The sequence below is a fragment of the Streptomyces sp. BL1 genome (genome assembly GCF_057628045.1).
The window spans coordinates 4,334,474-4,347,269 of record NZ_JBXYWZ010000002.1; the positions used below are offsets into that span (position 1 = coordinate 4,334,474).

Sequence of the window (12,796 nt, forward strand, 5' to 3'; positions counted from 1 at the left end):
GCGCAATTCGACTACTTCGCTGATCCGCGGCCGGGACTGGGTGATCGCCTGCCGCGCTTCTGCCGGCTGCTGTTCCACCGTGCCCGGGGCGACGACGGTGAGGGGCGTGCCGCGTACGGGCGGAGGCAGCAGCCGGGGGTGCGGGTCGGGTGCGGGTACTTGCCCGTACGGCCGCCCCGTGCGGAAGATTGCGCTGGGTGCGGGTCAACCGATGGGCCCCCAGCGGCGCTTGCGCGGTGGCGGGACGTCTTTCGTGGCGTCCGGATTGCTGTGGGAGCGGGTTTGCTCCGTGCAGCGAGTGGGGGCGACTGCGCCGTCGGCGCGCAGCGAAACCGCACCGTCACCGTGGAGGTCGCCCGCGAACCACACCTGCGCTCTCCCCTCCGGCGGCCGGCGAAGGAGACGCGGCGTACGCAGCGCTACGTCATCGGCGACCAGTGCGAGGGCACGCCCGCGGTACCGCACTTCCACATCCAGCTTTCGCCAGGAAGGTCCTTCGTTCCGCAGAATTCGTCGCACGATGCGGCAGGTTCGGAGACGCTTGTAGGCCGGGACCACAGTGGCAAGCAGCAGGAGCCCAAGGAGCTGGCCACCGGAGAACCCGGACGGGCCGAGAGAGAGGAGCCCGAGAAAGGGGAGCGGCGAGACAGCCAGAACGGCCGCACCCCGCAGAATCAGCAGACGTGTTGAGCGACGCGTGGTCGGAAGGGACCAAGCAGTGCCGGACGGCGGCTCGGGGGCCGGAGCCGCTGGGATATGGTCCGGGTCCATCGCCGGGAGGGCGAGTTCCGGCAGACGGGCACCGCCCTTGTCGGCCAGTGCCAGCGCTTCGGGAGAGGCGTTTCCGGGGTCTGCGGTCTCGGATCCGGCCCATGTCGTCCAGGGAACTCCCAGCATACGGCGCGGCCCGCGCCTGCCCGGTACGGCGAGAATGCCGCAGAACCGCGGGTCCCCGGCGAACCACAGCGTACGGATCTCCGCCTTGACTGTCCGGTCGACATCCGGGGACATGCGCTCAACCCACCAGCGGCTGCGCCGACTTGTGTCCATGTAAACCGAAATCCAGGAACTCGGTTCGTCCGGATTCGGGACTTGGAACCAGGGAACTTTGCCTGCGCCGGACGCGAACTTTCCGCCCGCGTGGGGGAGCCCTCTCTCGTACACCTGCCACGGATAGGTCCGCAGGACGCGGAGGAGGTGGAACAACCGCCGGACACGGGGGATTTGACGAAAGATACCGTAGATCCCGGCGATGGCGAGCAGTACGATCAGCAGCCAGCCCAACCATGTCGGAGCCGGCAGGACAGTGGCGACCGCGCCAACGGCCGCAATTCCTGCCGGAAAGCTGAGCAGTTCCTGCGCGAGAAGCACCTGCCAGCCACGACGGGTCTCCGGATGCTGCCAGGCAGTGTCAAAGAAGCTGGGGCCTTGTTCCCGCGAGCCGCTCCCTTCCGACAGGCGCACCACCCCGGTCGCTTCTCCCGCTTCCTGCGTCATGTGCAAATCCTTTCCGAGGGCCGGGAATTGGTGGGATGTTGTTGGCGGACTGGGGGCGGCCCGCCCTGAGGGGTGAGTGCGCGGGACAGCACGTGCGTGAGGGTCAGCTGGTGTGGTCTTCGGGGTGGTAATCCACCGGGTGGGACTCCGTGCCGTCCGCAGCCATGATGATGCGCCAGCCGGATGAGCCGGAGAAGACGCTGATCTTGCTCGGCGCCACATTGGTGACCAAGTAGCAACCGCACGGGTTCCGCGTGATGATTGGCGGTCCGGCATCTGCCGGCTCGGCTGCCATGAACTCCCGGACGGTTTCTTGGTGTGTCGGCGAGAGGGATTCCGGCGGGATCAAGTCCACGGGACGGGCGAGGTATCGGAGGAATTCGAGGCGCCACTGTGAGCGGAGTCTGCACCACGATCCGTCGGTGAAGACGAGTCTTACGTCTGTCCCGTCCTTGAAGTTCCGTTTCTCGACCGTGGTGATGGAGGAGCGCGGAATCTCCCAGAGGACTTCGTCCTCGGGGTCCTCTGCCACCTCGTGGCCGGGCAGTCCCACGATGACCAGGCGGCGGTCGGTGACGATGGCGTGGGTGGTGTACTTCTTCGTCTTCGTGCGGCCGGGGTCGAGTTGCCACGGCAGGGTGCGGGCGAGGGTGCCGGGGGCTGCCCACATGACGGGGAAGTCGTCGATCTCGTCGGGGCGGTCGTGCGAGGTGTCCGAGCCGGCGTCCGGGCCGCCCGTGGCGGGTCCGCTGCCCTGCGAAGTGAAGATTCCCGCCACGATGACCCCTGCCGCGATGAGGACGCCTTTGACGGTGTTGCGAGCGATTGCGTCCCCGCGGGTGAGGGACTCGTAGTGCGGGCCCTCGGGCCAGCCCGGCAACTCGCCCTGGATGTCGCGGCGTTCGGTGTCGCGGAACCAGCGCATTTTCCTCACCGTCATCGCGGCGCCTGTGGCAAAGGTGACGGGCTTGCGCGCAAGCAGAATCTCGCCCGGTTCGGGCTGCCAGATAGTCATGTCCATGTGCGTCTTCCTACGTGGCGACTGTGAGCGAAGGCTCATCACGTACTCCAGCGGAACGTGGTCATGGGCGATGGAGCTGTCAGGAAGGGGACGGCCACGCGGTGACGGCATACGCGCGATCACTGTGCCGGGAGTCGGCCTCCCGCACTACATCCCGTACAGGGCCTGGTACTTCTGGCGCAGCCGTACGGCACCCCACGTGCCGAACCCCACGAACACGACAGCCGCGCCGGGAAGGACGAGCCCGACGGGAGCGCCGTCCTTGCCACCGGTCTCAACCGTCGGCGAGAGCGCGCCCTCGGGGTCGTACAGAACGCGCAATACGTCACCGCGCCCGACCTTGCCTGTGCAGCCATCGTCGTCCCTGAGGTCGGGCGAGATCTCCTGCCCGTCGGATTTCTGCAGCACGCAGCGGACGTGCCTCCCGTGCTCCACGGCTACGACCTCGGCCCGGGTCCACTGCATCCGGTCCTGCGTAAAACTGCTGCCTACTGCTGCCGACACCCCGGCCAGCAGCATGGCGGCCAGGCCTGTGGGCAAGGCATGCCACGTGAGTTTCCGCTTGCTCTGGGGGACTCCCCGTGCAGCGGGCACCACGATCGATGCGACTGGCATGAAGATACCGGTGACAACCCAGAGCGCGTTGGAGATCCAGTCAGGAAACGGCACCACGGGTGACAGCCACATCAGGCCGAAGGTCGCAGCGGCGAGCGCCAGTTGGAACCGCAGCCAACGCCAGACCAGCGGTGCGCCCTGCTCAGCCTCTACCTCGACTGCGCCTTCCACCACTGCGGTGGCGGTAGGTGCCTCGCGCGCCATGTGTCTGTCCCCGTCTCCTTGTGTCACACATCGATCAGATACAGACGGCGGGCAAAGTCATCGATGTCGCTCATGTGGCCGGTAAAGAAGTCGACGTCGTCGCCGACGCCGATGCCGTAGAGAGCAACATCCACGCCGAAGTCATCCACGCGCCACCCGTACGCGATGGTCATGCACGTATGTCCCTCGTCGTCCTTCCAGCGGTAAGCTGCGCGCATGCCCTGCCCCAGCTGTTCAGCGAAGAACGGCTCAGGCTCTGCGGAATCGATGAGATTGTCCGCGTCGCCGCGTATCACTTGGCGGATCCCGGGCTCACGGTCGCCCTCGCTCTCGTGGTACTTGACAAAGAAATGATGTGGCATGCGGCCGAAGTCAGGCTGGAAGATGAACGCCTGATGCGCGGGGTGCGATGACAATTTTTCCGAGAGTTTCATGAGGAAATCTCGGTACCATTTGAGGGCGCGACGCTTGGGCTTCACGTCGTGAGTGAGATAGATGACCCTGGCGCAATCCTCGGCCAGTTCCTTCCGGGCCTTCGGGTCGGCGATCCGCAGAGGAAGCGGGAACCAATACTCCGCTTCGGAGTTGAACATAATCATTGGGAGTTCCAGGCATCCACTTCCTCGTCGGGGCTGATCCTGATGGTGCGGGCGAACTCGTCGACGTCGTCGAGGGCCTTGAGGAGCCGGCCGGCGTCGGGATCGGCCAGGATGATCAGAACGTCTGCAGCTTCGGTGCCTTTCTCGTAGCGCCAGGCGTAACGGAGGCCGACGTGCACCTCGTTGCTGTCCTCGTCCTGGTAGTAACGCAGCACCCGCAAGCCCTTGCCGAGGTGGGGGGAGTCGAAGTCATCGACGATGGGGGGCTCGACGGCATAGCTCGCATCTGCGTGGGTCAGAGCACGCAGCGACGCTTCCCGATCTTCGTCCTCTTCGATCTCTACCAGGTCGACGTACGCCGGAAGCGGGATCTCCCTCGGATGCGGGAGGTGGAGGAAGACCTCGAAGTCCGGAAAGGCTGCGGGGGCCCGGAGGGCGTACATCAACAGGATGTCGGCCAGCAGGTCGACTTCGCCCGGCTTCGGCTTGTCCGAAGCGAAGTCTTCCCAGAGTCCTTCGGCGAAGTAGCGTGCCCACGCCTCTGGCGACTGTGCCTCCTCAACGTCCTCATGGCCGGGTTCCGGCCACATGAGGGGGATGCGGATCCAGGGGGACAGCCGCATTGCGTGCTTTACGTTGAGCCAGCTCACTCGTAACTCCATCTGAAGGTGCTGACCACCGCGTCGAACAACTCGACCAGGACGTTTGTGAATTCGCTGTCGAGGTCACCGTCGCCCGGTGTGGAAAAGTTGATACTGATCCAGCGACCGGGATCGTCCGCGACGGGAATCACGTACTCGACTCGGCAGGTTGCCAGGGCGGTCTGTTGTACGGCTTCGGGTGCCGAGCGCAGCTCGTCCTCGTCGGCAGCGGATTGGTAGAAGCGGCGCACGGCAGGCGCCCCCGCCACTTCGGCCTTCTCTACCGACTTGCCGGAGCCGTCCTCTGCCGCCAACTGGGCGAGGACTGCCTCCGGTGGTACCGCACCAGACGGGTCAATTGGCATCTCCGCGACGATGAACGACGCCATGAGGAAGGTCCCCCCACGCGGGCGCACCGGCAGATAGAGGTCAAGGCCGCCGTTTCGCTTGGCCGCACGGGCTTGCTTCTCGATCGAGCGGCGCGCTTCCAGGCGGAAGCGCATTGCCTCGTCCCGTGGAATCCCCTCCGGGGCTTCCCACATGTGCGAGAAGAGGACCTTCTCAAGTGCTTCCTTTGTGCCTTCGCGCAGCGGAATACGAGCCCAGCCGGGCGGCAGGATGAGCTGGTATCCGTGTGGCGCGGGCTGCTCCGCTCCGGGCGGTTGCTGCGCGAGATCGGAATCGGTCACCTAGGTGCTCGCCTTTTCAGAATTGGACCTGTCATCAGGATCGAGAGGCAGATGAGTACGGAAAACACGGCCAGCCAGCTGTAAGCGAGCGCCGTGATGAGGTTCAAGACCAGGTACATGCCAGAAACGACCTTGGTCGTCCGGTTAAGGTGCGAGCCACTCGGTGAATTGAAGGTTGATTCCCGGTACGTTACGAACACGAACAGGAATCCCACCGGTGCGAGCATGAGGGGCCATGCCGCGAAATCGCGGGTGAGCCAGTCGATGTCGCTGACCTTTCCGCCGATGTCGACGAAGGCCATGCAGAGTACCGGAAGCAACGTGAACGTGGCGACAAGCATCACGCCTCTGGATTCTTTTCGGCTTCGTTCTGCATTTACCGACACTGGCTGTTCCTCCTAGGGTTTCGGTTTGAGATTCGGCTACACCCGAAGTGCGTCAATCGGGCCTCACCGAGCCCCTGCGGCGTGTTGCCATGTACTTCCAGTTTCGCGAGTCAGGGTGTCCTTGACCTTCTCGTCGAAGTCCATTTTGCCGTCGCTGTAAGGGTCGTTACCGATGTACATTTCTGCGGCCTTGTCCCCCAGGTCCACCGTACTGGCGGCCCCGTAGTTCACCTGGGCTTTCAGTACGGCCTTGTCCGCCGCACCGGCCGCTGACTGGATATTGGCATCGTCGCCATACTTTTGCCGCAAAGACTTGGCGAGCTTGGACGTATTGACCACATCCTTGTCACCGCTCAGCAGGCGTTCCCCGCGAGTCGTCGCAGATGCCCGAACTTCTCCCGCCCCGTGCTCTCGCAGAGCCTGCTTTGCCCGCATTGCCTGTTGGCCGTGCTGCGAGTCGGCTCCATACCGCATGATTCTCTTGTCGATCAGCTTGCGCAGGTTCGTGTACCGATCGAACCTCGCTGTCTTCAGCGTTGTGTGTGCTGTCTTCACGCCCTTCATTGCGATGCTGCCGAAGCCCAGTGTCGCCAGGGCGAAGACATCCATGGCGACATCTGTCCAGCTCCCGTCACCAGAGAGAGCCAGCATCGTGTGCCCGATGCCGACGGCTGCGGTGAGCCCCACGGCAGTCCACGTGGCTACGGCGATGAGCACCGCAAGCCATCCCACGGGCGTGATGGCCAGCGCAACGATCCCGATGATCGTTGCCGCATAACTCAGGACAGTGCAAACGGTGTCGATCGTGTCCGCGTTCGCGTGCACCCAGTCCATGAAGTCATCCCAGCCGGTGTCCTTGATGACATCCTTAATGTCATCGCCGATGTTGTTGGCGTAGTGCTCGGCGCGGGTGTCACGTTCGGAGATAACGTCATTCAGCTGCTTGCGGTACGACGCCAGGTGACTGTCGGGGTCGGAGTCCTCCGGCTTCTCCTTGCCGTCCTTCTTGGACTCGGCTTCCTTCTTCTTCACCTCGGCAGCGTGGTGCTCATCGGCGTGCTTCGCGGCCTTGAGGATTCCGTCCGCTCGCTCCTGATAACCCTCCAGGTCATTGGCCCAGTTACCGAGGTCGCCGACCACGCGTTCGTAGCGGGCCGCCGTCTCGCGGAACTGCTTTTCCAGGTCGCCGGACTTCTCGCGGATCTTGTCGGCGTAGTTGCCCTGCAGCGCGTCGCCGTCTGCGGCCTTGCGCAGGATGCGGGCCTGGTCGCGGAGGGTCGAGGCGGTGTCCTTCATCTTGCGGACCTCGTCCCGGATGTCCTCCGGATCGCCGGGGATCGGGTCCTTCGCCGCTAGCGGATGCCAGTCGACCGGTCGGCTCCTGCCCTTACCTGTAGCCATTGGTCACTTTCCCCCGTTTTTCCCGCGGCTCTTCTCGGACGCGTTCTGCAGCTCGAGGTCCTGCTTCTCGAAGCTCTTGAGCGCTGTCTCGACCTGCTTCCCCAAGTCCTGGACATTGTCGACGAGTTCGCGCCGATAGTTGTCCCAGTTGTTGACGAAATTCCTCATCTCTTCAGCGATGCGTTCGTGACCCCAGATGTCGCTGATGTCGTCGCGGTGATCGGTCATGCCCTCGAAGACTTTTCTGATGTCCTTGAGATTGCTCTTCGAAGACTCCAGCAGCGCGTAGTCGACGACCAGCCGATTGTGGCCACCAGCCATGTGTTCATCCCCCCGTGGAGACTCTGGTTGGGAAGGCGGCTGCCGGAATTGCCGGCGGCCGCCGTGACGTTGGTTCTCAGTTCACCGGCACCGTCACCGTGAAGGCCTCGCCCGTGCCGAGGTGGAGGAGGCCCTTGCCCGGGGTTACCGGGCCGCCTACCGCTGTGCGGCTGAGGCGGATGCCGATGAGTTCGCCGCTCGAGGTGTCCTGGGGCGAGAGGAGGAGGCCGCGCTTGGACTTCTTGAGGTCGACCTGCCAGCCGCTGAAGCCCGAGCAGACGTCGTCCTCGTTGCCCGCGATGACGATGCCGATGCCGCGGTCGCCGCCCGTGGAGGCGAGCTTCTTGAACTCGTCCTCCGCGTCGCAGTCCTCGAGCAGTTCGCCGTCGTCGATCAGGACGACGATCGGCTGGGAGGGCGAGGCGGAGGCGACGGCCTGCACCAGGTCGTCCTCCTCGATGTCGCTGCCGGTGAAGACCTGGAGTACGCCGGGCAGGCCCTTCAGGTTGCGGAGCGGCGAGGTGCGCGGGGCCGCGACCACCAGGCGGACGCCGGCGCCCAGGTACGTACGGGCCAGGTTCATCAGCACGGTGGAGCGGCCGGACTTGGCCGGGCCTGCGATGACGAAGCCGGGCGCGCCGTGGGCCAAGTCGGGGCCGAAGGCGGTGAGTTCGTCGCCGCCGACGCCGATGAGGCCCCAGAGCGGGGAGCCCTCAGTCGACGGGTCGCGGTGCTGCCAGGCCTGCTCGAAGGTGATGCGGCCCGGGAGGGAGTCCACCCGGAACGGGCGCATCGCGCGCGGTACGGCGGAGTCCCGCTGGGTCGCGCCGTCGCCGATCGCGGCCAGTACGGCGTTCTGGCCCTGGCCGGTGGCGTCCTCGCCGAGCAGGGCGAACTGCATCTCGGTCGCCGTCTCGTTGCGGAAGGCGCGGCCCTCCGGGATCTCGTCCGGGACCTTGCGGGGGCTGATGCCCAGCATCGAGAAGTCGGTACGGTCCGACAGCCGCAGGGCCAGCTTGTCCTCCGTGAGCGAGCTGATCCGGCCGGTCAGGAGCTGGCGGTCACCCGTGATCACCATGTGGATGCCGACGCTCGCGCCCTCGCGCATCATCGTCAGCAGCTCGTCCGTCAGTTCACCGTGCTCCAGCTCGCCGAGGGTCGGCAGCCAGCCCTCCCAGCGGTCCAGGAGGACGACGATGTGCGGCAGGCGCCGACCCTCCGGGGCGGCGGCACGCTGTTCACCGATGTCCGCGAAACCGTGCTCGGCCAGCTGCTCCTGACGCTTGGTCACCTCCGCCGAGAGGCGGTGGACCAGGCGGATGGCGCGCTCGCTCTGGTTGCGGCCCACCACGGCGCCGCAGTGCGGCAGCTTGGTGAGGGCGTTGAGGGCGCCGTTGCCGCAGTCGATGCCGTACAGGTGGACGTCGGCGCAGGAGAGGGTGCGGGCCAGGGAGCCCGCGATCGTACGCAGCGCCTGGGAGCGGCCGCTGCGGGGGGCACCGGCGATGAGCAGGTGGCCGAAGGTGGCGAAGTCGACCGCGGCAGGGCGGCGGGCCTGGTGTGCGGGCAGGTCCTCGATGCCGTACGCGGCGGCGGGCAGCGCGCCCTGCGCCTGCACCGGCGGCACGTCCTCCGGCAGGAGGGTCTCGGCGAGCGCCGGCAGCCAGGGGCTGTGCTGCTGCGGGATCCGCAGCTGGCCGTTGGCCTCCCGTACGGCGTCGACCAGCACCTTCAGGTCGGTGATCTCCTCCTCTTCCTTCTTCTCCGACGCGGGCCGGGTCACGGACGCGCGGCCGAGGCCGGCCCAGTCCAGGTCACCGGTCCAGGGGGCGGCGAGCACCGGGTCGGCGACGCCCGGACGGCGGCCGCCGACGCGGCCGGACTGGAAGGGGATGAGGGAGGCGGCGCCCGTACGGACGTACGCGCGGCCGGGGTTGTTCTTGGAGATGTTGCCGGCCTCGGGGGAGTCGATGACGTCGCTCGACTCGCCGCCGTCGGTGACCCGCAGCGCGATGCGCAGGTTGGTGTTCGCGCGGATCTCCGGCGAGACCACGCCGGACGGCCGCTGGGTGGCCAGCATCAGGTGGATGCCGAGGGAACGGCCGCGCTGGGCGATGTTGACCAGGCCGGTGACGAAGTCCGGCAGGTCGCGCACCATCGACGCGAACTCGTCGATGACGAGCAGGAGTCGGGGCACCGGCATCATCTGCGGGTTGCGGCGGACCTTGTCCTGGTAGTCCTCGATGTCCTTCGCGTCGGCCGCGGCCAGGATGCGCTCACGGCGGTGCAGTTCGGCGCCGAGGGACTCCAGGGCGCGCTCGACGAGGTGGGCGTCGAGGTCGGTGACCATGCCGACGGTGTGCGGCAGGTGCACACAGTCCTTGAACGCGCTGCCGCCCTTGTAGTCGACGAGCACGAAGGTCATGTTCTCCGGCGTGTTCGTCACGGCCAGCGCGGCGACCATCGTCTGCAGCAGCTCGGACTTGCCGGAGCCGGTCGTACCCGCGATGAGGCCGTGCGGGCCGTCCTTGCGGATGTCGATGCCGAACGGGCCGTCGTACGACTCACCGATGACCGCGAGCGTCGACTGGCCGCCGGCCTGCCAGCGGGCCGCCACGGCGCCGGCCGTCGGCGGCTCCATCTGGATGACGTCGAGCAGCCGGCTGGAGTCCGGCAGCGCGCCGTCCTGCGCCTCGCCGCTGATGTCGCGCAGCGGGGAGAGCGCGCGGGCCACGCGGGTGCACCAGGCGGGCGACACGAAGTCGGGCCGTACGCCCATGACTTTGGCCTGACCCTCCTGCTGTACGCGCAGCCGCAGTGCGTTGGGGTCGGTCTTCTCGGCTTCCCGTACGGGCGCCGGCGTCCCGCCGGTGGCGTCGCGGCTGTCGAGCGAGAGCATCACGGCGGCGGTGTTCGTCAGCTCCGGGCGCGCGGACGCGGCGGGCTGGTCCTTTTTCTTGTTCTTCTTGTTCTTCTTGCGGCCGTGCTTGCCGCCCTTGGCATCGGCCTCGGCCTTCTGCTTCGCCTCCGCCTCGGCGGCGCGGCGCAGCACCTCGGCGGCGTCGGTGGGTCCGCCGCCGGCCTCGCGTTCGTGCGCGGCGTGCTTGGAGTTGCGCGGTTCGGCGATCACGATGCCCTTGCACTCGCCGGGCAGGAACCGCTCCTCGGCGTCGAGGCAGATCGCGTACATGGACACGGCCGGGCCCTCGCGAAGCAGCCGTACGACGCCGGGCATGGAGCGCAGCCGCCGCGAACCGTCCCAGACGACGACGATGTCGGGGTCGGAGAAGCCGGCCTGGCCGCCCTTCTCCTTGGCCGCGGCCAGACGGGCGTCGAGGATCTGGGTGAGCTCGCCGATACGGGCGCCGACGGTCTCCGCGTCATTGCCGATGAGGACGTTCGTGTCCTGTCCGCCGGTCGGCCGGGCGTGCGGCAGCCAGCGGACCCAGTTCCAACTGGCGTCCGCCGACGCCTCGGTGAGTACGTAGAACTGCACGTCCAGCGGGCTGTGCAGGGCGGCCGCCTGCGTCACGGTCCACCGTGCCAGGGCGCGCGGGGTGTCGTCGGGCCCCGCGAAGCCGATCACGCCGAGCTGGGCGAGGTGCAGGGAGACCGGGGTGTCGGCGATGTCCCAGGTGACCTGGCGTTTGTGGTCGTCCTTCTCGGGGTCGTCGAGGACGACGGCGGAGGGCAGCCGGCCGGTGCCGACGCGGAGCAGCAGGTGGTCGGCGTCGAACCGGCGGCGCTCCCACAGGCGGGTACGGGGGCCGGTGGTGTGCGCCATGACGGTCGCGGGGTCCGGGTAGTCGCGGCGGCGGTCGCCGCGTTCGAGGACGAGGCCCTCCTGGGCGTCGCGCTCGATGCGCTCCTTGTGCTCCTCGTACTCCTGGACCTGCTTGGCATGGGACTTGCGGCCGTGCTTCTTGTCCCAGAAGTAGTTGCCGAGCATGATCAGCGGGCTGAAGACCGCCATGAACAGGTAGTACATGCGGCCCATGACCATGGCCATGGTGACGGCCATGACGAGCGGCGACAGCGCCATCAGCCAGGGCAGCGGCCGCGCCTCGTACTCCTTGGGCGGCGCCGGCAGCCGGAACTTGGTGGTGCGCTCCGGCGGACGCAGCCGCGGCGGGCGGTTGTAGTCGAGCCCGGCGCCGTCGTCGGACCACTTCACGGCGGCGTCCGGAGGCGTGTAACGCTCCACGTCGAGCAGGGTGTTGCCGAGGGCGAGCTGGGAGCCGACGGGGAGCTGCTCACCGGTGAACGGCTCGCCGTCCACGCGGACGTCGGTGCCGCTGCCCTTGACGCCGGAGGCGGGGGTGCCGCCCTCGGAGCCGGGCGTGCCGCTGCGCACGGTGAGGCGGAGGTCGTCGGGGCCGACGACGTACAGCGTCAGCGCACGCTCCGGCAACTCCGGGTCGTCGACGATGACTTGGCAGTTCGGCCCCGAGCCGATGTCGTACCGGCCGACGCCCAGCCGGTGCACCGCACCGGAGTCGGGGCCGCCGGACACCTTGATCTCGATGAGGCCGGCCCGCTCGCCGGGCAGCGCGCCGGAGGGGTCGTTGAGGCTGACGACGGTGCCGTCGCGCAGCGGTGAGGTGGCGACGGTGTGGTTGGGGTCGACCTGGTAGTCGTCGACGTAGACGACGGGCGCGGGGTGACCGCTCTGGGGTCCGTATCCGGCGAATCCACCGTGCAGGCGTCCGGCCAGTTCCCATGCCACGGCGTCGATACGGGTCTCGGGGTCGGCATCGAGGACGAGGTCTTTGCTGGCGTTTGCATAGGGGTCGACGACGGTCAGGTTCAAACGCACTAAGTTCCTCCTCGGGATGCCTCTCTGCCAAGGGGAAGATATCGTCCCTGGGACATCGGCCGGTAGTTGAGCTGTGCCCAACTAAGCGGCTGAGCACGGAAGATAACGAAAATAACGGGCGCGATAACTGATCCGATACGGAAATGTGAGGATCAGGTGTCGGACTGCCGGATGGTATGTGCGAACCGGTCGCGTCGTACGTATGCCTCGAGGGGGGACCCTCGCGGTGGCAAACGGAGGGAAGGGGAAAAGGCCATGTCTAAGGACCTTGACGTCACATATGAGGACATGCGGGCCGCGGCGAAGAGGATGAACCGCGAGAAGGAGAAGATCGAGGACAAGCTCCAGGAGCTGAAGTCCTACATCGACGGCCTCCTCGAGAAGGGCTTCGTCACCCGCAAGGCCTCGAAGAAGTTCGGTGAAGACTTCGAGGAGTTCAAGCAGGGCATGTCGAAGACCAATGAAGGTCTGGACGGCCTGGCCCAGTACCTCGAGAAGGCGGCCGACCAGTTCGAGCAGGTCGACGACCAGCTCGGCAAGTAACGCGCGACGCGCGGCGCGTGCGCGTGCCGCGGCGTGAACGCGGCCCAGAGGCCCCCGGGAAGA

The 12,796-nt window shown here is 66.9% G+C and carries 11 protein-coding genes; 1 reads left to right on the top strand and 10 read right to left on the bottom strand.

The annotated features are described in order from the left end of the window. Positions 1–204: 204 nt before the first annotated feature. From AC3AGO_RS19150 to AC3AGO_RS19195, 10 genes are all read right to left on the bottom strand, one after another. Positions 205–1,497, bottom strand: a complete 1,293-nt coding sequence (locus tag AC3AGO_RS19150) for a hypothetical protein (RefSeq protein WP_487821432.1) — start codon at positions 1,495–1,497, stop codon at positions 205–207. Between the two features lie 103 nt (positions 1,498–1,600). Next, positions 1,601–2,518: a hypothetical protein gene (locus AC3AGO_RS19155; protein WP_487821433.1), complete on the bottom strand. Its 918-nt coding sequence runs from the start codon at positions 2,516–2,518 to the stop codon at positions 1,601–1,603. 147 nt (positions 2,519–2,665) lie between these two features. Continuing rightward, complete coding sequence (locus AC3AGO_RS19160; RefSeq protein ID WP_487821434.1) at positions 2,666–3,337, bottom strand: hypothetical protein; 672 nt, start codon at positions 3,335–3,337, stop codon at positions 2,666–2,668. Between the two features lie 23 nt (positions 3,338–3,360). Next, the gene (locus AC3AGO_RS19165) at positions 3,361–3,936 is read right to left on the bottom strand and encodes a hypothetical protein (RefSeq protein WP_487821435.1); all 576 of its coding nucleotides are present in this window, start codon (positions 3,934–3,936) and stop codon (positions 3,361–3,363) included. After that, the gene (locus AC3AGO_RS19170) at positions 3,933–4,586 is read right to left on the bottom strand and encodes a hypothetical protein (RefSeq protein WP_487821436.1); all 654 of its coding nucleotides are present in this window, start codon (positions 4,584–4,586) and stop codon (positions 3,933–3,935) included. Before AC3AGO_RS19170 ends, AC3AGO_RS19165 begins: the two co-directional genes overlap by 4 nt. After that, entirely contained in the window at positions 4,583–5,266 is a 684-nt protein-coding gene (locus AC3AGO_RS19175; protein ID WP_487821437.1) for a hypothetical protein, read from the bottom strand. The genes AC3AGO_RS19170 and AC3AGO_RS19175 overlap by 4 nt, the downstream gene beginning before the upstream one ends. Then, positions 5,263–5,568, bottom strand: coding sequence for a hypothetical protein (locus tag AC3AGO_RS19180; protein WP_487821438.1), 306 nt, complete (start codon positions 5,566–5,568; stop codon positions 5,263–5,265). The genes AC3AGO_RS19175 and AC3AGO_RS19180 overlap by 4 nt, the downstream gene beginning before the upstream one ends. 147 nt (positions 5,569–5,715) lie before the next feature. Then, a complete protein-coding gene (locus AC3AGO_RS19185) occupies positions 5,716–7,053 on the bottom strand; it encodes a hypothetical protein (protein WP_487821439.1) in 1,338 nt (445 codons plus the stop codon). 3 nt (positions 7,054–7,056) lie between these two features. Continuing rightward, complete coding sequence (locus AC3AGO_RS19190; RefSeq protein ID WP_487821440.1) at positions 7,057–7,374, bottom strand: hypothetical protein; 318 nt, start codon at positions 7,372–7,374, stop codon at positions 7,057–7,059. A 76-nt stretch (positions 7,375–7,450) separates the two neighbouring features. Further along, positions 7,451–12,190 (bottom strand): FtsK/SpoIIIE domain-containing protein, encoded by a 4,740-nt coding sequence (locus AC3AGO_RS19195; RefSeq protein ID WP_487821441.1) that lies wholly within the window; start codon positions 12,188–12,190, stop codon positions 7,451–7,453. 255 nt (positions 12,191–12,445) lie between these two features. Between AC3AGO_RS19195 and AC3AGO_RS19200 the strand changes: the two genes are divergently transcribed. Continuing rightward, the gene (locus AC3AGO_RS19200; protein ID WP_487821442.1) at positions 12,446–12,733 is read left to right on the top strand and encodes a WXG100 family type VII secretion target; all 288 of its coding nucleotides are present in this window, start codon (positions 12,446–12,448) and stop codon (positions 12,731–12,733) included. The last annotated feature ends 63 nt before the right edge of the window (positions 12,734–12,796 follow it).